Below are 18,669 nucleotides of genomic sequence, written 5' to 3' on the forward strand. Positions count from 1 at the left end.
CGACCCGCTCATGCCGGGTCCCCGGCGACCGGGAAGTTCTCCAGCTCGGCGGCCTTCCAGACACCCTCGCGTAGTTCCCAGATCGAGCGCAGGCCGATCACCCCGGCGGGGGTGTCGTAGACCGTTTCCCCGATCTGCTTATCGCCCTCGGCCCGGACGGCCTTGATCTCGTACCCGGTCACCAGGCCCCGGGGCACGGTGACGCCCTCGAAGACGGCCGGCAGATTCTCCTGCACCATATCGGCCAGGGCGGCCTTCATATCGCCGGCGACGACGTAGCCGACGTGCCGCTCGTAGAGCGTACGGAAATCCTCCGCGGACATATGTTTTCTCCTCGCTCCCCCCGGGGGGCGCCCTGTCGGCGACTCGGGAACCCTTCGACTTTTACCTTATGTCGTTAGGTATTTTTGGTCAACGTCCGAGCTCGAGGCCCTACCACGACCCGGCTAGTCGGTCTCGAACCGGAAATCTCCGTCGGCGGAGATCACGACGGGCTCCCCCGCCGTCTCGGCGGCCACCAGGCGGGCCACGGCCTCGGGTTCGACGGTGGACGCCAGCGTCCGCCCGCCGCCCGGCGTGCGTGCGGCGAGAAAGCCGCGTTCGGGCTCCCCCGCGCGGTCGTAGACCACGGTCCACGATTCGGCCGTGGCGGACCCGGCGTACCCGGGTTCGGCACGAACGGTCGGTTCACGATCCACCGCGGCCTGCACGTCGTCGCGGCGGAACCCGGCCCGCGGAGGTTCGGTGCGGTACACGCCGAACGCGTGTTTGGTCAGATAGCCGCTGTTCGCGGTCACCAGACCGTAGGTCCCCGGAGCTTCACGCAGCCGGGTCGCCATGGCCGCGATCGCGTGGGTGCTGTAGTTGTTCCACGGACCGCCCGCGAATGTCAGCCCGCCGGTGACGGTCAACGGCCGGCTCGGATCGCCGGTCGCCAGGCCCAATTCGCGGGCCGCCACCTGAACAGCCGAGGGGAAACACGAGTAGATGTCGATATGGGTGAGATCGTCGCGCCCGACCCCTGCAAGTTCGAGTGCGCGGGCGCCCGCGAGGCGAATGGCCGGTGACCGGTCCAGGGCGCCGCGGGCGGCGATATCGTAGGTGTCGTGCGCCTCGGTGCCGGACTGCGGGAAAACCCAGTTCTCCCGGGCGATACCGAGTCTCGTGGCCGTCTCCACCGAACACAGCAGCAGCGCGGCGCCCTGCTCGACCATATTGTTGGAGTTCATCAGCTTGGTATAGGGAGCGGCGATCCAGCGGTTCGCGGCATCGGGCGTGGTGATCTCCGCGGCGGTATGCGCCCGCGGCGTCCAGGCATACGGGTTCTGCGCGGCGACCTCGCTGAACCCGGCCCACAACGCGCCGATCACGGCGCGGTGCTCGGCGCGGGACCGGCCGGCACCGAGCCGGAGGGCCTGTTCGAAGATCGGGTAGATATACGCGGGCCGGTCCAGCCCGGCCCGCATCTCGGTATCCGAACGCATCGGCACCTCGGGGACGAGGATCGGCGCGGCCGGTACCGATTCGTCCTGCACCGTCCACTGCGGCCGGATTCCCTCGCCGCGCAACTTCATCCGGGTCCGCCACGATTCGGCGCCGCCGATCAGGACGATATCGGCCCGCCCGGTCGCGATATCCTCCGCCGCCGCATTGACCAGCACTTGCGGCGTACTGCCGCCGCTGCCGGTGTATCCGGTGTGCCGGGGTTCGGCGCCGATCCGGGCGCCCACCAGCGCACCGGGGTCGCGGTAGCGCCACGACAGCAAGCCGACGATCCGTACCGAGTCGACCAGTTCGAGCAGTTTCGCGCTGCCGGCTTCGTCGGCCGCGCGCACTGCCGCGTCGGCGATCAGATCGACCGGTTCGCGGCCACCCGCGCGGTCACTGATCTGGCCGCCGCCGACGAGTACCGGGGTACGTGGATCCAAGGTCACGACCGCACCGCCTCGAGAATCCGCTCACGGGATTCGGGCCGCGGCCAGCCGCCGAGTATCAGGGTGGTCAGGCACGTGGACTGCCAGCGATTCACGATGTCCTCACAGATCTTGTCGACCGGTCCGATGAGCGCCACGTCCTCCACCATTTCCGTCGGCACCGCCTGCGCCGCGTGGTCGATCCGGCCGCTCAGGTACAGCTCTTGAATTTCCGCGCAGGCTTCGCCCCAGCCCATCCGGACGAACACATCGTTGTGGAAGTTGGCCTCTTTGGCACCCATCCCACCCGCGTACAGCGCGATCACCGGTTTGAGCCGGGCCGCGGCGCGTTCCACATCGTCGTGCTCGACCAGCCAGCACACATTGGCCACTTCGAAATCCGCGGCTGTCCGGCGCGCTCCGGGCCGGGCGAAGCCGTCGGCGAGCGCGGCGCGGTAGAAATCGTCGCTCTTCGGGGAGAACCACAGTGGGGTCCAGCCGTCCGCGATCTCGGCGGCCAAGGCCACATTCCTGGGCCCCTCGGCCCCCAGATAGACGGGAATGTCACGGCGCAGCGGATGCACGATCGATTTCAGCGGTTTACCGAATCCGGTGCCGCCCGGGTACGGGAGCTCGTAGTGCCGGCCTCGATACGTCACCGCTTCTTCCCGCGCCCATACCGCGCGCATGATCTCCACGTACTCGCGGGTGCGTTCCAGCGGCCGCCGGTACGGCCGGCCGTACCAGCCCTCCACCACCTGGGGGCCGGACGCTCCGATACCGAGGATCAACCGGCCACCGCTGAGGTGGTCGATGGTCTGCGCAGCCATCGCCAGTGCCGTCGGGGTACGGGCCGAGATCTGGCACACCGAGGTACCCAGCGCGATCCGCTCGGTGCTCGCGCCCCACCAGGCCAGTGGCGTCAGGGCGTCGGAACCGTAGCTTTCCGCGGTCCAGAAGCTGTCCACGCCCAGCGCCTCGGCCTCGGCGACCGTTTGCGCCATCCGCCGCGGCGGTCCCGCGCCCCAGTATCCGGCCGCGATTCCGACCTTCATCTCACCACCTGCCGTTCCGGGGTTCGGTCACAACTGTCGTCCTGTCAGTGGTTGCGGTAGACCGGCGGGCGCTTTTCCAGGAATGAATGCACGGCTTCGCGATGGTCCTTGGTCATGGCACTGAGGATCTGGGTGCGGTTCTCCAGGTCGATCGCGGCACGCAGGCTCGGCACCTCGAGGTTGGACCACATGACTTCTTTGGTCATCCACACCCCGAACGGGCTGTTTCCGGCGATGACCTCGGCGGTGTCCAGGGCCGCGTCGAGTAGGCGATCCGCGGGCTCCACCGCCGAGACGATCCCGATCCGCTCGGCCTCCGCCGCATCGACGGAGCGGCCGGTGAGCAGGATCTGCGCCGCCCGGGAGAAGCCGATCATCCGCGGCAGCAGCCAGCTCACCCCGATATCGCAGTTCGAGAGCCCGCGCTTGATGAAGGAGGCGTGCAGCGCCGCGGTATCGGCCATGATCCGGATATCGGCCATGAGCGCCAGCGCCATTCCACCGCCCGCGGCGGCACCGTTCACAGCGGCGATCACCGGCGCACGCACCCCCCGGAACGCCTCGACCAGCGAGGCGATGTGCTGCTGCACCCGCAGACCGGCCTGCGGCCGTCCCTCGCCCTCCGCCGCACCGGGTGGCGTGCCGTAGCCACGCAGATCCAGCCCGGCGCAGAACGCCTTACCGTTTCCGGTGAGCACGAGGGCACGCACCGCGGAATCATCGCGTACCTCGGCCAGGGCGCCGTGCAGCGCTGCGATGAGATCGGTGTTCATCGCATTGAGCGCATCGGGACGATTCAGGCGCACCAGCAGCACACCCGGCCGCGGTCGCTCGGTCTGGATCAGGTCGGACATATATCGCATCACCTCGGACGGTCTGGCACAGCCCTTCCATCGAATCGGGCCGCTGCGACTAAAGCTAACGCCTTTAGATTAATTCCTCAAGGCCCGCCGCGTTCACGGCCACTTCCACCCGCGCGGCCCCACTCCTGGCGCCGGCACACAACACCGGCCGCGAGCCGCCCGACCTGAGCGAGGCCGGGCATACACCGCACCACACCGAATGCCCGGCGCCGACTCCCGAGCAAGCCGGGCATCGACAACTAAAGGCCAGCATCCGGGCGGCGGCGCCGTGGTCGCGCGCCTCCTCGGCCGCGTCCCTGATCGCCCAACCCGCGGCCGCGATCTACAGCGCGACGCAAGCGGGCGTCAACGGCCCGGTGCGGGGGCTGTCGCTCGGTCTCGGCAAGTACGGCATCCGGGTGAATGCGCCGGCCCCACGGAATGTCACCCAACTTCCTCGCCCCGGCCGGGGCACCGGTCGTGGGGCGGTCGTACGAGGAGGTCGCCGGGCCCTGGGATCCCGCGGTATCTCCTGTTCCGCTCGAGCTGAATCGACCACCGAGCTTGCGGGACAACGCGAATGTCGCCCTGTTCCTGGCCTCCGACGAATCGGCATACCTATCGGGCCCGACGGTCCCGACGACCGACGGCGGCACACTGTCGCGGGTCGCGATGGCCTTCGAGGAGGACACCGCGGCCACCTGAGGACGGCTACACCGGGCCACCCAGCCAGACTCCGACCTCCTCCCCCGACACATGCCGCGCCTCGTCGCTCACCAGGAACGACACCGTCGCGGCGATCGACTCCGCGGGTATGCGGGGCCAACTCGCCGCGAGCGTGTCCACCGCGTCCGGGCCGCCGGAGGCGATGATGTCGGTTTCGACGAATCCGGGCATCACCGCGTTGACGGTGATGCCCCGGCGGGCCACCTCGAGCGCGAGGGTGCGGGTCATGCCGAGCAGGCCGGCCTTCGCCGCAGCATAGGCGCTCATGGTGGGCGAGGGTTTGCGGCTGCCGGACGGACTGCTGACGAATACCACTCGGCCCCATCCGTTCTCATACATTCCGGGCAGGGCGGAGTGGGTGCAGTAGAACGCTCCGCTGAGGTTGACGCCGATCACCCGGTCCCACTCCCGGGGCGACTGTTTACGCGCCGAGCCGGCGAGGTTCATCCCGGCGTTGTTCACCAGGACGGTCGGCGCGCCCAGTTCGGCTGTCGTCGTGGCGATCAACGCCGCGGCCTGGTCGGCGTCGGAGATATCGGCGCGGACGGCGGTCGCCCGGCCACCGGAAGCGGTGATCTCGCCGACCACCTCTTCCGCGTGTTCCGCGCTCGCCGAATAGTTCACCGCGACCGCGAACCCGTCGGCGGCCAGGCGATGGGAGATAGCGGCCCCGATCCCCCGGCCGCCGCCGGTGACGATCGCGACTCCCCGATGCGGGGTGGATCCCGGTTCTCCGCTGTCCCGGGCTGTCATCGGCTCGACCTCGTCTCTGTCGGTTCCACGGGCAACGACCGGTATTCGCGCAGCACCTCGACGTTGATCCCGGTGAGATGGGATTGATTGCTCAGAGCGTCGTAGCCCGCCCGGCCGGTGGGCGCGAGATGGTTCGCGTTCACCCCGGCCTTGCGCCGAGCTACGCCGAGTCCACCGGCGCGGTGCTGGCCCCAGCCGTGCGTCAGGGCGACGACACCGGTGCGCAGTGATTCGTCGTACTGCAATACGGCATCGACCGCCCCGTATCGATTGCGGACGAGAACCGGGTCGCCCTCGACTAATCCGCGGTGTCGCGCGTCGTCGGGGTGCATCCACAGCGGGTTGCCCTGATGGATCTCCTGGTCGAAGACCGGGAGATTGTGCAGCCAGCTGTTGACCATATGGTGGGTCCGCCGGGTGATCAGCTTCAGCTGGCCGGGGCTTTCGGCCGCCAGTTCGGTGAGGATCGATTCCGCGGTGTCGTAGGCGCGGCGGAACAGGTCCGGGCAGCAGTCGATCAGGCCGTCGTCGTGCTGTACGGCGATCTCGAACACATGGGCCGGGTCGGCTTCGGGGAGGACCTCGGTGCCGCACGGCCGGGCCGCGAGCCGGTCCAGGGCGGTGCCGGCCGCGCGCAGGACGGCGTCGATGGGGGCGAACGGGTCCGGGTCGGGGTCGTCGAGCAGGGTCGGGACGCCGAGTTCCTGCTGGATGCGCGAGAGGATCCACCAGTCGTCGCGCCGTTGCCCCGCGGGTTCGACGACCGCGGGCGTGTACTGCACGTACGGTTCCAAGGCCACGCCCAGGGTGCTCAGGAAGTTGATATCGGCACGTTCGAGCCAATCGGTCGCGGGCAGCACGTAATCGGCCATCTCCCCGGTGACGGTCCGGTACAGATCGATCGTGACGATCAGCTCGAGCTTCTCGAACGCCCGGCGCAGCCGCTGTTCGCCGCCCACCGACAGCAGCGGGTTGCCGGAGACGACGATCAGGGCGCGGACCGGTTCATCGGGCTGTTCGATGAATTCCGGGAGCAGTGCGGCGGGCAGGTCGCCGCTCACGGTGCGGAGCTCGCCCAGCGGGCTGTCGAAGAACGGGTCGGTGCGGCGGCGTTTCGAACCCCGTACCGCGTCGGCGATACCGCGCGAGTAGATATTGCCGCCGCGGCGGCCGAGATTGCCGGAGAACAGGCTCACCATCGTGAGCATCCAATAGGCGAGCGCGCCCAGGCGGCCTTGGTTGACGCCGGTGGCCATATAGACACTCGCGCTGGGCGCCGCGCACAACTCGACGGCGACCCGGCGGATCGTCTCGGGCGCGATACCGGTCACCTCGCCCACTCGATCGGGCGGATAACGGCGGACGAAGTCGAGCAGAGCGTCGATATTGCGGGCGTGCCGTTCGACGGCGGCGCGATCGAACCCGATCCGGAAGACGATCTCGTGCAGCAGTGCAGCCAGGAAGAAGAAATCGGTGTCCGGCTTGATCTGCAGCACCTCACCGGTGTCCGGTGTCGAGGATTCGATCCGGCGCGGGTTCACGAACAGCACCGTGCCGCCGCGGGCGCGGACGGCGCGGATCTTGGCCATCGGATCCGAGATGTGCAGCAGGGTCATATGCGAGACGGCCGGGTTGCTGCCGAGGCACAGGAAATAGTGGGTGTGCAGCAGGTCCGGGATCGGGTGGGCCATCGACGCGCCGAACACGGCCTCACTGGCCGCGTATTTGGCGGAGGTGTCCTGGGTTCCGGCGCTGAAACGCATCCGGGTGTCGAAACCGCGCGCGATCCGGGCCGCGTTCGCGTAGTAGGCGCCGTTGAACGCCGACGGATTGCCCTGATAGACAGCCAGGGAATTGCGTCCGTACCGACGACGGATGTCCTGAATGCGGGCGGCGATATCGCGGAGGGCGATATCCCAGTCGACCGGCTCGAACCCGGCCGGCTCCGCACCGCGAAGTGTGCGTCGTTCCAGTGGGCGGTCGAGGCGGTCCGGGTCGTCGTGCACCTGGAGGTAGTGCACACCCTTGTGACAGCAGAAGCCTTTGTGCACCGGATGCTCGGTATCCGGCCGAAGCCGGGTCACCTTCCCGTCCGCCACCTCGGCCAGCAGACCGCAACCCGGTTCGCAGATACGGCAGAACGTGTGGATCTGTTCGGATGTCACCGGCTCACCCCTCGACGCGATCGGCGGCGGCGATCCGGGCGGCGTCCACGGAGTCGACGATCTTGACCCGCGGGCGCCCCGCTTCCTGCCCGCGCTGCCGCTCGTACCGGTCGATCGCGCGCCAGTCCGCACCGCTCAACGCGTCCGGGCACCGACGGCGGATCAGCGCCGCGAAATCGCCGGTCGCCGACGGTGCCGGCAGCCGGCCGAGCCGGTGATCGGCCACCAGCGTGGCCACCGTTTCAGCCGCACAGTAGCGATTCGTTCCGATCACTCCGGTCGCGCCGCGTTTGATCCAGCCCGCCACGTACTGACCGGGGACCGGGTCACCGCTGTCCGGATCGGTCACCCGGCCCGCGATATTGACGACCGTTGCCGTCTGCTCGTCGAACGGCAGGCCGGCGATCGGCAGGCCCCGGTATCCGGCGGCGCGGATCACCAGGCCGCACGGGATCGACTCCACTGTCCCGGTCTCGGTGCCGCGTACTGTCAGCGCCTCGGCATGCTCGCTGCCGTCGACCGCCCTCGGCGTGGACCCGAAGCGCAGCACGATCCGCTTGTTCCCCGGGGTCGGCCGATGCCGGGCATATTCGGCCAGCGCCCGCAGCTTCGTCGGCGCGCCCGGACCGGCGGCCACCGGGCCGTCCACCAGCACGTCCACGCCCGGTAGTGAACCCAGCGCCAACAGTTCCGGAGTGGTACAGGCCGCGTGTTCGGGGCCGCGCCGGCCGAGCACGATCACCTCCTCCACCGAACTCTCGGCCAGCACGGCCAGCGCGTGGTCCGCGATATCCGTGCCGCCCAGCCGCTCCACGTCCATGACCAAGAGGCGGGCGATATCGAGGGCGACATTGCCGGTGCCCACCACCACCGCGCGCCGCGCCGACAGATCGAAGCGCCGAGCGGCGTGCTCGGGATGGCCGTTGTACCAGGCCACGAATTCGCGCGCGGAATGGCTGCCCGGCAGTTCCTCGCCCGGGATACCGAGCCGCCGATCCCCGGCCGCACCGGATGCGTGGAGTACGGCGTGGTGGTATTGCAGCAGTTCCGCCGTGGTCACGTCCCGCCCCACCTCGACCCCGAGGTGCATACCGAACCCGGCGCGGCGCGCGGTCCGTGCGAAGACCCGGTCCACCGTTCTGGTGCGCCAGTGATCCGGAGCCACACCGAACCGCACCAGCCCACCGGCCACGGGCAACCGCTCCAGCATGGTGACCTCGGCGGCGATATCGCGCCGGGACAGCAGTTCCTCCGCCGCGTAGAAGGCGGCGGGACCGGATCCGACAACGGCTACCCGCAGCGGCGCGGGTACTCCCTCGGTGGCGGTCGCGATCGACAGCGGTAGCGGCTGAACGTGTGCTCCCGGCGCGGCTTCGCGCGGATTGCGTTCGAAGTACTCGGCATTCAGGTCGCGGTAGCGCTGCTGCTCGGGCCGGAGCATATCGGCGGATGCGATAGCGTCCACCGGGCACACATCGGCACAGGCCCCACAGTCGATACACGTAGCCGGGTCGATGTAGAGCATCTCGGTGCTCCGGTACGCCCGTTCGGCCGGGGTGGGATGGATACAGTCCACCGGGCAGACCGCGACGCAGGTGGCGTCGTTACAGCAGTTCTGCGTGATCACATAGCTCATCGGGTGTGCTCCTCGCGGCAGCGGGTGACGGTGACCGGCACCCCGTTGAAGATCGGGGCCGCGGTCAGTGGCTCGAGGGCGGCGGTATCGTCGACCAGGGCGTTGTAGTCGGCGCCCGGCGCGGCGGCCGAGCGGGTGGTCCGCAGCCCGGGGCCGCGATGCCCCCAGCCGTGCGGCATGCTCACCACGCCGGGCCGCAGCGCGGTGTCGACGCGCAGTTCCGCGGTGACGGTGGCGACCGGGGAGCCGACCAGCACCCGGTCCCCGTCGACCAGTTGACGCCTCGCCGCATCCGCCGGGTTCATCAGCAGCGCGCACTGGCCGTCGTCGGGCTGCGGCAGAGCATTGTGCAGCCACGAGTTCATGGCCCGCCGCTGCCGCCGGTTGATCAGCAGCAGATCCGGGACCGGCCGCGCGAGACTCGCGCGCAGGCGGGCGATATCGGCGACGATCCGCTGCGGGACCAGATCGATCCGGCCGTCCGGGGTGCGCAGCACGTCGGGGAGACGCGGGCGCAGCGGTCCGTAGTCGATCCCGTCCGGGTTCGCTTCGAGCAGCGCCAGGGTCAGGCCGCCGGGCACCGCACCGAAACGGTCCCCGTAGGGGCCACTGCGCAGCCGCAGGTCCAGCAGCCGTTCGGGCCCGCGGCGGCCGGCGGTCGCGGCGCGGACCCGGTCGAGTTCGGCGCCGGCCAGTTTCGCGGCCCGGCGCGCGGCGACCGCGGCGACCGCGTCGTCCAGTTCCTGCGTCGTCCGGCCCGTTTCGCCCTGGGCGAGGGCGGCCAGACGCAGCAGGATCTGCCATTCGGCCTGTTCTCCCTCAGCGAGGTCGAGCAGCGGCGGTGTGTAGCGCGCGACATTACGTATCTGGAAATGCGCGAGGGTCACGTCGTGATGCCCGCGGGTCGCCAGCGGTGGCGGTGGCAGGATCACATCGGCGTATCGGGTGGTCTCGTTGACGTAGCAGTCCACCGACACCATGAATTCCAGCTCACGCAGCGCCTTTTCGACACGGCCGGTGTTCGGCAACGATCGCGCGGGATTACCCGCCACCGTGATCAGGGCGCGCGTACGCCCCGGTCCGGGGGTGAGGATCTCCTCGGCGAGACATACCGCGGGTAGTTCCCCCATGGCCTCGGGCAGCCCGCGCACCCGCGACCGCCACCGGCCGATCATCGGGCGCACGGTGGATATCGGCCAGGTGTTCGGCCCACCGGCGGGCGGTAGCGCGAACATCGCGCCGCCGGGCCGGTCCAGGTTCCCGGTGACGACGGTGACCACCTCGACCAGCCAGTTCGCGAGGGTGCCGAATTCCTGCATACAGCTACCCATCCGGGAATGCGCCACGGCCGAATCGGCCGACGCGAACTCCCGGGCGACCCGGCGCACGAGTTCGGGCTCGATACCGCAGGCCGGGCCGACCACCTCCGGCGGGAATTCCCGCGCCAGTTCCAGCACCTCGGCCACCCCGGATACCTGCTCCGGAATCCGACGCGGACGGGTCGCGCGCTCGGTGGCGATCACCGACAGCACCCCGAACAGGAACAGGGCGTCGGTGCCGGGCCGGATGGGCACGTGCAGGTCGGCGAGGGCAGCGGTATCGGTGCGCACGGGATCGACCACGACGAGGGTGCCGCCGCGGGCGCGGAGCCGGCGCAACCGGTCGGCCATACCGGGTGCGGTGACAGTACTACCGTTCGACACGACGGGATTCGAACCGAGGATGAGCAGATGGTCGGTGCGGTCGATATCCGGCAGGCTCAACCCCAGCCCGGTGCCGTACAACAGGATATGCGCGAGGTTCTTCGGCCACGTGTCGACGCTGGCCGGCGAGTAGATACCGCGCGTACCGAGCGCGGCGATCAGCTCACCCAGGTAGAAGGTCGTATCCAGATGGTGCGCGCCGGGATTTCCGTGATATATCGCGCAGCTGCCCGGATCTCCGGTCACGAATTCGGGTAGCCGGCGGGCGATCTCGTCGAACGCCTCTTCCCAGCTCGCCGTACGGAAATCCCCGGTGGCGGTCCGCAGCAGCGGTGTGCGCACCCGGTCCGGGTCGGCTTCCAGCGCGCCCAGACCGAGACCCTTGGCGCAGCTGTGCCCTGCACTGAACACATCGCGCGGATTGGGGGTGATCCGGGTCATCCGCCGATCGTCGATATCCACGAGCAGGCCGCAGGTCGATTCGCACAGCGGGCAGATACGGTGTGCGCCGCGCAGAGTCGTCATATCGCCTCCGGGGTCGTTCGCGGCGCGGGTTCGACGGCGACCGGGACGGCCGTCAAGGTCGGCATCGCGTTGATCGCCTGCGCCCCGGCGGTGCCGGTCAGCGCATTGACATTCACTCCGGACTCCTCGTCCGGGTCGAGGGAGCCGAAGCAGTGGGTCATCGTCACAGTGCCCCGGGCGACCGTCTCGTCGGCACGTACGGTCGTCCGGACCCGGCCTGCCGCGCCGCGCACGATGACCGCGGCACCGTCCACCAGTCCGTAGGCGGTGAGGTCGTCGGGGTGCAGGGCGGCCGGGTTGGTGGCCCCGGGTACCGGGCCGGGCACCCGTACACCGGTCGAATTGACGGCCTCCCGGATGCGGCGGACCGTCAGGCGCAGCGGAAAGCGCTCTGCCCCAACGCGTTCGCCGAGCGCGGCCCGCAGTTCCGCGCGGACATCACCCGGCATCGACCGCAGGCGGTGCCCGGCGGCACCGGGCACCGGTGGGCCGACCACCGCGCCTGCGATATCTGCCCGACGACCGTGCGGTGCTTTCGTGAGTTCGCCGAACGGCACCCGGCCGCGTTCGGTCATCATCGCCAGCAACTGGTCGGAGGTGGGTGGCCGGTCCGGGTCGAGAATCCGGCCGGCGAACTTCACCGGTTGCCCGGACGCCACCGCGAGGCCGAAGAAGAAGCGCCGGTCGTCGATCGTCCCCGGCGGCGGATCCAGTACCGCGGGTGTGTACTGGGCGAAGGGACGCGGAAAGAACGGTTCCATTATCGCGGTGTGATCGGCGCGCTCGTACATGGTCGTCGGGGCGATGACGTAATCGGCCAGCCGGGCGGTATCCGACAGCCGGGGGTCGACGCAGACCAGCAGATCCAGCGAGCGCAGCGCACGCAGCGTCTTCGCCCGCCCGGGTAGCGCCACCGCCGGATTACCGCCGGAGACGATCAGCGCGCGCACCCGGTCGGGGCCCGGCGCGAGGATCTCGTCGGCGACCACCCATTTCGCGGACTGGTCGATCGTCATGGTGGAGAACAACTTGTGCGAGCCGGTACCGCGGAACCAGGCCCGGGCCAGCAGCGGGGTGAGGGCTGCGAAATTCTGCTGGGTTCCCATGTACAGGGCCACCGCGTCCGGGCCGTGCCGGTCGACGATGCCGCGGAGCCGCTGCGCGATCTCGTCCACCGCCGCGGCGACCGGTACCGGTGTGTGCGCACCGGTACCGGTACGACGCAATGAGCTCGTCAACCGGTCCGGTCCGTGGACGAGGTCGCCGGCCCGCCGGCCCTTGGGGCAGGCGTAGCCGCCGGAGATCGGGTGCTGCGCGTCGCCGAGAACACGCGTGATGCGCCCGTCCTCGATATCGAGCAGTACTCCGCACGAGGAGGCACACAGGCGGCAGTACGAGACACAACGCCGTGCGGAGGTATCGGTTTCACCGTCGGTGGCCACCGGGATCCCCCTTGTCTGCTCCCGACCCGGACGACCCCTCATCACGCCGTCCCGGCCGGATTCGCGCCCACCGGACGACCGTCGGCCACGAGCGCAATCTCATGCGCCCGCAGGTCGGCCCTCGACCGCGACCGCGTCGGCGGGCACCTCCGGAAACCGCTTCCGCAGAATCGGTTTGGCGAGTTTGCCCGAGAAGGTCCGCGGTAGCGGTTCACTCAGTGCCACAGCATGTTTCGGTCGTTTGAATTTGGCGAGATCCGTCGACGACACATGTGCGATATCGGCGACGATCTCGGCCGCGGGCCGCTCACTGTGGAAAACCACCATCGGCACCTCGCCCCACCGGTCGTCGCGCACCCCGATCACCGCGAGATCCACCAGCCCCTCGATCGCGTGCAGTGCCCGCTCGATCTCCGCCGGATACACATTCAGGCCGCCGGAGATCAGCATGTCCTTGCTCCGGTCCACGATCTTGAGGAACCCGCCTTCGTCCTGCAGGCCCAGATCGCCGGTACGCAGCCAGCCGTCCACCAGGGTGGCCGCCGTCGCCTCCGGTTTGTTCCAGTACCCGCGCATCACGTGTTCGCCGCGCACCAGGATCTCCCCGACCTCACCGGGCGGTGTCTCGACCCCGGGATCGCCGATCTTCACCTGCGTGCCGACCAGCGCCAGCCCGGCGAATCCGGGGCGGCTGCGAGCATCGGCGAAGCTCAGCGTGGAGACCATGCCCGACGCCTCCGTGAGACCGTAGGCCTGGGTGAGCGGGATCCCGTGCGAACGATAGAAATCGACCAGGTCCAGGCTCACCGGGGCACCGCCGGTACCGGCGTAGGTGAACTTCGCCAGCTTCCGGGAGCCGAAATCGGGCAGGGTGGTCATCCGTTCCCAGATGACCGGCACGGTGGTGGTCGCGGTGATCTGCTCACGTTCGAGAGTGTCCAGCGCGATCTCCGGATCGTATTCCCGCAGCAGCACCATGGTCGCGCCCGGAACCACCACCAGCTGCATGAAGATCGACAGCACCGAGCCGGTGTACACCAGCGGTGCCGAACACAGGACCCGGTCGCGGGCGGTGAACCCGTGACTGACGGTCTGGGAGATACCCGGTGCCATCGCGCTCCGATGCGTGACCAGTGCGCCCTTCTGGACCCCGGTGGTGCCGGAGGTGTAGCAGATGAAGGCCGCGTCGTCCCCGGCGATCTCGACCCGCGCCGCCGGACCGGAGTCGAGCAGGTTCCGGTACGGACGGTGCGCGTCACCACCGATCGCGAAGGTCTCGAATTCCGCCTGTTCGGCCGCGACCTCCAGCAGGGGCGCGAAATCGTCCTCCACGATCACCACCCGCGGCGCCGAATCCAGCACCATCGGGGCCAGCTCCTTGGCGGTGAGCCGGAAGTTCAGCGGGACACTGATGGCGCCCAGTTTGAGCGTGGCCAAGATGACGTGCGCCAGTTCCGGGCGGTTGAGCATCATGACCGCGACCCGGTCGCCCTTGCCGACCCCGCGGGCGGCCAGACCACGTGCGAGCGCGTCGGTCACCGCGTCCACTTCGGCCCAGGTCTCGACGGTATCGCCGAATACGATGGCCTGCTGGTCCGGGCGGGTCTTGCCCCAATAGCGAGTCAAGTCCGCAAGATTCATCTGAACTCCTCGTGATCCGCCGGAGACGCCGGCCGTAGACAGGGGCGATGTGATCGCGCTCACTGCGTGCCGTAAACCTAACACCTGTAGATAGCTGGAGCAATACCCGATTTCGGCGATATACCCGCATCCACCCGCGCGCACGCCGACGACACCCGCGGTGAAAATGCCCACCGGGGCGTCGTCCTAGGCGAAATGGCCGGCTCAGCCCTCCGTGGCGGCCCCCGCGCCTATCGATAGCCCAGCGGTAGCCGCGGCGATCCGCTCGTCGTCATATCCCGCGATCTCACGCAACACCCGCGCAGTATCGACCCCCACCACCGGTGGAAGAGCCGGCGCGAACTCCTCGCCCGCCACCCGGACGGGACTCACCAGGAATTCGAGCTCCCCGGCGCCCTCGTACTCGACGCGATAGGTGTTCTCCCGCGCCCGGAAGTGCGGATCGGCCAGCATCTCGGACACGGTATTGACCGGGCCGCCGGCGATCTGGTGCTCGACGAACAACCGCACCCACTCGTCCCGGGTGCGCTGCGCGAAGATCTCGGTCAGCGCCCGCCAGACGAGATCCGCGCGCGCGGGCGCTTCGTCGTCGGTGCCGGTCAGGTCCACCTCGACGAGATCGTCCCGCCCCACCGCGAGCAGGAAATTGCGCCAGAACTTCTCCACATGGGAGCCGAAGAGAATCGCCGCGCCGTCCTTGGTCCGGTAGGCCTCCAGCCGTGGCCAGTCCGGCAACCGCCCGTCCGGCAACCAGGTCGGTCGGGGCATCGACCGGTCACGGTTCAGCTCCGCGTCCGCCAGATCCGGCATCCACGCCGCCGCGATATCGATCCCGGACACCTCCACCCGGCATCCGGCGCCCGTGGTGCGCGCCCGGTGCAGCGCCGCGAGCAGCCCCATCGCCCCGTAGGCACCCAGCGCATACATGGCGATCGGCGGGCTGGTGGAACCGGCGATACCGGTGACCGGCGGCTCGTCCGGCGTAGTCACCGCGCGCAGACCCGCATAGGCGTCGAACACCGGACCACCGGTACCCAGCGTGCGGTACGGGCCGTCGGTGCCCATCCCGGATACGGTGCACAGGACGATTCTCGGATTCACGGCGTGCAATGCGTCGAAGCCGATACCGAGCCAGTCCAGATAGCCGCCGCGCATCCCCTCGATCACCGCATCGCAGGAGCGCGCCAGATCGAGAAACGCCTGCTTCCCCTCCGATGTCCGCAGATCGAGTGCCACCGACTTCTTGCCCCGGTTCCAGCGCAGATGCATGAATGCCGGACCATCCGGCTCGCCCACCGCGCGACTACCGCCGACCCGCACCGGATCGCCGCCCGGCGCGGCTTCGACCTTGATCACCTCGGCACCGAGATCGGCCAGATGGCCACCCAGTGAGGAGGGGGCGAGCTGGGCCACCTCGAGTACCCGCACGCCGTTCAGCAGCGAGAAGCCGCTCATTGCCCGGCTCCTTCCTGTCCGTCGGAAATATTGTGTGTCTGTTCGGGTTTCAGCTCGATCCACAAACCGTCGGCTTCGGCCAGCAACCGGTCACCGTGGTGGAGAGCGCCGCGCAGGAAGCGTTTGCGGCCCTCCTGCCGGACAATTCGGGCGGTCACCGTCAGTTCGGTGTGCAGCGGCGCGGGCGCCCGGAAATCGACACCGAGATGCGCGGTCCGCGCCCACGGCCGGCCGTGGTTGGCCAGCCGGGCCAGGATCTCGTCGAAGATCAACGGTGTCACACCACCGTTCATCGCATACCGCCCGGAGTGGAAGCGCCCCACGGTGACCCGGCCCCGCGCCGAGGTCGCGGTGATCTCGTCGAGATGCAGCGGCGGCGCCAGCGCGTGCCCGCGCCCGGCCAGATCCCAGCGTTTTCCGGCAGTCTGGCAATCCTCGTCGACTTCGAATTCCCGCATCCCGGTAGCGATCTCGGACAGGCGGGCACCCGCAGCGGCGGCGACCGCCGGAGTCGGCCGACTCCTGGTGACCGCTTCCTGAACAGCCCGCAGCGCCCGGACGAGTCCGGCGTATTCGTCGCCGGACTCCCGGGTCGGCAGGAATGGATCGTCCCAGCTCGGGTCATTCGCGCGCGACCCACCCGGGGCCCCGACACGGTCACGCCCAGGTCGTACCCCCGGGCCGTTCGCCATCTGCTCCTCCGGCCCGAACGGGCGCCGGGTGTGGTCACGCTGCGTTACCATCTCCGCGCTCAGTTCACGCACACGGTCCTCATGCGGCCCGAGCGGAGGCCCTACCCGGTCATGGTGCGCCGCCGCCTCGGGGCCCGGCACACTCATACCTCGACCTCCGGAACCCGACTCCGGCTCGCGAAGAACGACGAGAACATCTCGGATATCGGCTGCTCCGCCAGGTTCGATCGCACCGCGGCGTTCTCTCGGTCGAACCGGTCACGCAGGCTCCGGCCCGCACCTGCCAGCAGCAGCGCCTTGATCTCCCGCAACCCCGCGGCGGGCCGCTCGGCCATCAGCTGCGCGAGATCCACCGCGGCCGCGGCGACATCGACCGCGTAGCGATGCAGCAACCCGATCCGATGGGCCTCGGCACCGCGTACCTCGCGCGCCGTCAACAGCAGGTCACGAGCGTGCGCCCCGCCGATCAGCGAATCGAGCAGCCAAGTGAGGTTCACACCGCCGTATCTTGCGGCGGAGGCTGCCATCGAGGTATCCGCGCCGCCGACCCGCAGGTCCGAACACACGGCCAACATGGTGCCCGCGCCGTGCGCTGCGCCGTGCACGGCCGCCACGGTCGGTTTGGGAAAGGTGACGTACCGCCACAGCAGCTCCTCGCGCTCAGCGGTCGCGGCCACGGCCTGTGCGGGTGTCAGCGCGGCGAGTTCGGCCAGATCGTATCCGGCGCTGAACGCCCGGTCCCCCGCTGCGGCGAGCACCACCGCCCGCACCGAATCGTCGGCCGCGGCCACCGACAGCTCGTCGTCCATCCGCCGCTGCAGGTCCAGGGTGATCGCATTCCGCACGGCGGGCCGGTTCAGCGTCAGCCGCAGTACCCCCGGAGCCGGCCGGTCCGTGCGCAGATCGTCGTCGCTCACGACGCGCTACCGGCTTGCCACCGGCGCAGCCGTACGCTCCCGATCGAGCGTGGCGACATCGGCGGCGACCATATTGTGGAATATCTGACCGGGCAGTTCGTTGCGGCCGTAGATCAATTCGTGGACCTGTCCGTGCGCGGCATTGTCGGTGATCGTCTTGGTGACGAACCAGTCCTCGGCGTGCAGGGTTTCCATGAGCAGTTCCCAGTTCTTCTCCAGGATCCGCTCCTCCCGTGGTGTCTCCGGTTTGCGGGGTGAGAGCAGCCGGATGGTGCAGTAGCTGACATTGGGGTCTTCCTTGTCCGGGACGATGGTCCAGATCTCGAAATGGTTGGGCTCGGTGACCAGCATGGTGCCCGGATAAACCGTGTAGTTCGCCAGCGAGTAGTCGCGCACATCGAAGCTGTCGGGATCGGCGTCGCGTACCTCGGTGATCGCCTTGCGCGCCACCACCAGCCGCCAGGACCGGCCCACCGGGTCGAAGGCGGTGATATTGCCCTCGAGGTAGTTGCAGACCGTCTTGGTGTGCAGCTGGCAGAGGTGATAGGAGTCCTGCACCCCGTCCACGGCGATCTTCCAGTTCATGCCCAGCCGCCAGGTCTCCTTGCGGACCTGGTGGGAGGTGGCCATCCCGGTATCGGTGACCTCGGCGTCGTGTTTGGGGCCGAGCACCGCGGCGATATCCAATTCCGCGCCCACGGTCGGCACCACCCAGATCAATCCGTGCCGCACTTCGCACGGGAATTCGACCAGTCCGTATTCCGAGCGGTCCATACCCTCGAATCCGTCCGCGTGCGGTAGCCCCCGCAGCGACCCGTCCTTACCGTAGGACCAGTTGTGATAGGGGCAGGAGAAGACCCGTTTGCACCCCGACTCACCGAATTCGACCTTCGAACCACGGTGCCGGCACACATTCGAGAAGGCCTTCACACTGCCGTCGTTCTGTTTCACCACCAGCAGCGGAGTGCCGATCAGCTCGGTGGTCAGGAAATCGCCGGACTTCTGCAGTTCGTCGACGTGCGCCACGATATGCGGAAACCGGCGCACCACTTCGCGTTCCTTGGTGGCCAGCTCCGGGTCGTCGAACACCGAGAAGGGCACGCGGAGCAGATCGTCCGCGTAGTCGGTGGTGTCGTTGTCCACATGAGCGATCAGCCGCTGGGTGAGCCTGATCTTCTCCTCGCGCTCCATACGTCCGAGCGTG

Annotated in this window: 14 protein-coding genes and 1 pseudogene; 1 reads left to right on the plus strand and 14 read right to left on the minus strand. The window is 69.0% G+C overall.

The genetic code is table 11. The annotated features are described in order from the left end of the window. Nucleotides 1-8 precede the first annotated feature (8 nt). The 4 genes from ACWCPQ_RS15020 to ACWCPQ_RS15035 form a co-directional block, all read right to left on the minus strand. Nucleotides 9-323: a hypothetical protein gene (locus tag ACWCPQ_RS15020; protein WP_449898788.1), complete on the minus strand. Its 315-nt coding sequence runs from the start codon at nucleotides 321-323 to the stop codon at nucleotides 9-11. A 123-nt stretch (nucleotides 324-446) separates the two neighbouring features. Further along, nucleotides 447-1,934, minus strand: coding sequence for an acetyl-CoA acetyltransferase (locus ACWCPQ_RS15025; RefSeq protein ID WP_449898791.1), 1,488 nt, complete (start codon nucleotides 1,932-1,934; stop codon nucleotides 447-449). After that, on the minus strand, nucleotides 1,931-2,968 hold the full coding sequence (locus ACWCPQ_RS15030; RefSeq protein ID WP_449898793.1) for an LLM class F420-dependent oxidoreductase: 1,038 nt from the start codon (nucleotides 2,966-2,968) through the stop codon (nucleotides 1,931-1,933). Before ACWCPQ_RS15030 ends, ACWCPQ_RS15025 begins: the two co-directional genes overlap by 4 nt. A 44-nt stretch (nucleotides 2,969-3,012) precedes the next feature. Continuing rightward, a complete protein-coding gene (locus ACWCPQ_RS15035) occupies nucleotides 3,013-3,822 on the minus strand; it encodes an enoyl-CoA hydratase/isomerase family protein (protein WP_449898795.1) in 810 nt (269 codons plus the stop codon). 265 nt (nucleotides 3,823-4,087) lie between these two features. Between ACWCPQ_RS15035 and ACWCPQ_RS15040 the strand changes: the two are divergent. Further along, nucleotides 4,088-4,515, plus strand: a pseudogene (locus ACWCPQ_RS15040) (SDR family oxidoreductase); the annotation flags it as partial. A gap of 6 nt (nucleotides 4,516-4,521) precedes the next feature. Here the strand turns inward: ACWCPQ_RS15040 and ACWCPQ_RS15045 are convergent. From ACWCPQ_RS15045 to ACWCPQ_RS15090, 10 genes are all read right to left on the minus strand, one after another. Further along, on the minus strand, nucleotides 4,522-5,289 hold the full coding sequence (locus tag ACWCPQ_RS15045; protein WP_449898798.1) for an SDR family oxidoreductase: 768 nt from the start codon (nucleotides 5,287-5,289) through the stop codon (nucleotides 4,522-4,524). Next, nucleotides 5,286-7,454: a molybdopterin-containing oxidoreductase family protein gene (locus ACWCPQ_RS15050; protein ID WP_449898800.1), complete on the minus strand. Its 2,169-nt coding sequence runs from the start codon at nucleotides 7,452-7,454 to the stop codon at nucleotides 5,286-5,288. The genes ACWCPQ_RS15045 and ACWCPQ_RS15050 overlap by 4 nt, the downstream gene beginning before the upstream one ends. A gap of 4 nt (nucleotides 7,455-7,458) precedes the next feature. Beyond that, nucleotides 7,459-9,090: an FAD-dependent oxidoreductase gene (locus tag ACWCPQ_RS15055; RefSeq protein WP_449898802.1), complete on the minus strand. Its 1,632-nt coding sequence runs from the start codon at nucleotides 9,088-9,090 to the stop codon at nucleotides 7,459-7,461. Further along, nucleotides 9,087-11,318, minus strand: coding sequence for a molybdopterin-dependent oxidoreductase (locus ACWCPQ_RS15060; protein ID WP_449898803.1), 2,232 nt, complete (start codon nucleotides 11,316-11,318; stop codon nucleotides 9,087-9,089). Before ACWCPQ_RS15060 ends, ACWCPQ_RS15055 begins: the two co-directional genes overlap by 4 nt. Beyond that, entirely contained in the window at nucleotides 11,315-12,760 is a 1,446-nt protein-coding gene (locus ACWCPQ_RS15065) for a molybdopterin dinucleotide binding domain-containing protein (protein WP_449898805.1), read from the minus strand. Before ACWCPQ_RS15065 ends, ACWCPQ_RS15060 begins: the two co-directional genes overlap by 4 nt. A 99-nt stretch (nucleotides 12,761-12,859) precedes the next feature. Beyond that, nucleotides 12,860-14,401: a class I adenylate-forming enzyme family protein gene (locus ACWCPQ_RS15070; RefSeq protein WP_449898807.1), complete on the minus strand. Its 1,542-nt coding sequence runs from the start codon at nucleotides 14,399-14,401 to the stop codon at nucleotides 12,860-12,862. Between the two features lie 204 nt (nucleotides 14,402-14,605). Continuing rightward, nucleotides 14,606-15,856 (minus strand): CaiB/BaiF CoA transferase family protein, encoded by a 1,251-nt coding sequence (locus ACWCPQ_RS15075; protein WP_449898810.1) that lies wholly within the window; start codon nucleotides 15,854-15,856, stop codon nucleotides 14,606-14,608. Next, on the minus strand, nucleotides 15,853-16,620 hold the full coding sequence (locus tag ACWCPQ_RS15080; RefSeq protein ID WP_449898812.1) for a PaaI family thioesterase: 768 nt from the start codon (nucleotides 16,618-16,620) through the stop codon (nucleotides 15,853-15,855). The genes ACWCPQ_RS15075 and ACWCPQ_RS15080 overlap by 4 nt, the downstream gene beginning before the upstream one ends. 71 nt (nucleotides 16,621-16,691) lie before the next feature. Beyond that, on the minus strand, nucleotides 16,692-17,465 hold the full coding sequence (locus tag ACWCPQ_RS15085; RefSeq protein ID WP_449898814.1) for an enoyl-CoA hydratase/isomerase family protein: 774 nt from the start codon (nucleotides 17,463-17,465) through the stop codon (nucleotides 16,692-16,694). A 6-nt stretch (nucleotides 17,466-17,471) separates the two neighbouring features. Then, complete coding sequence (locus ACWCPQ_RS15090; RefSeq protein ID WP_449898816.1) at nucleotides 17,472-18,656, minus strand: aromatic ring-hydroxylating oxygenase subunit alpha; 1,185 nt, start codon at nucleotides 18,654-18,656, stop codon at nucleotides 17,472-17,474. Nucleotides 18,657-18,669: the final 13 nt, after the last annotated feature.

The sequence above is a fragment of the Nocardia sp. NPDC001965 genome (assembly GCF_053594175.1).

Coding starts and splice junctions, on each gene's coding strand:
- ACWCPQ_RS15020 (WP_449898788.1), bottom strand. CDS start 323: ATGTCCGCGGAGGATTTCCGTACGCTCTACGAGCGGCACGTCGGCTAC.
- ACWCPQ_RS15030 (WP_449898793.1), bottom strand. CDS start 2,968: ATGAAGGTCGGAATCGCGGCCGGATACTGGGGCGCGGGACCGCCGCGG.
- ACWCPQ_RS15035 (WP_449898795.1), bottom strand. CDS start 3,822: ATGTCCGACCTGATCCAGACCGAGCGACCGCGGCCGGGTGTGCTGCTG.
- ACWCPQ_RS15045 (WP_449898798.1), bottom strand. CDS start 5,289: ATGACAGCCCGGGACAGCGGAGAACCGGGATCCACCCCGCATCGGGGA.
- ACWCPQ_RS15055 (WP_449898802.1), bottom strand. CDS start 9,090: ATGAGCTATGTGATCACGCAGAACTGCTGTAACGACGCCACCTGCGTC.
- ACWCPQ_RS15060 (WP_449898803.1), bottom strand. CDS start 11,318: ATGACGACTCTGCGCGGCGCACACCGTATCTGCCCGCTGTGCGAATCG.
- ACWCPQ_RS15070 (WP_449898807.1), bottom strand. CDS start 14,401: ATGAATCTTGCGGACTTGACTCGCTATTGGGGCAAGACCCGCCCGGAC.
- ACWCPQ_RS15075 (WP_449898810.1), bottom strand. CDS start 15,856: ATGAGCGGCTTCTCGCTGCTGAACGGCGTGCGGGTACTCGAGGTGGCC.
- ACWCPQ_RS15090 (WP_449898816.1), bottom strand. CDS start 18,656: ATGGAGCGCGAGGAGAAGATCAGGCTCACCCAGCGGCTGATCGCTCAT.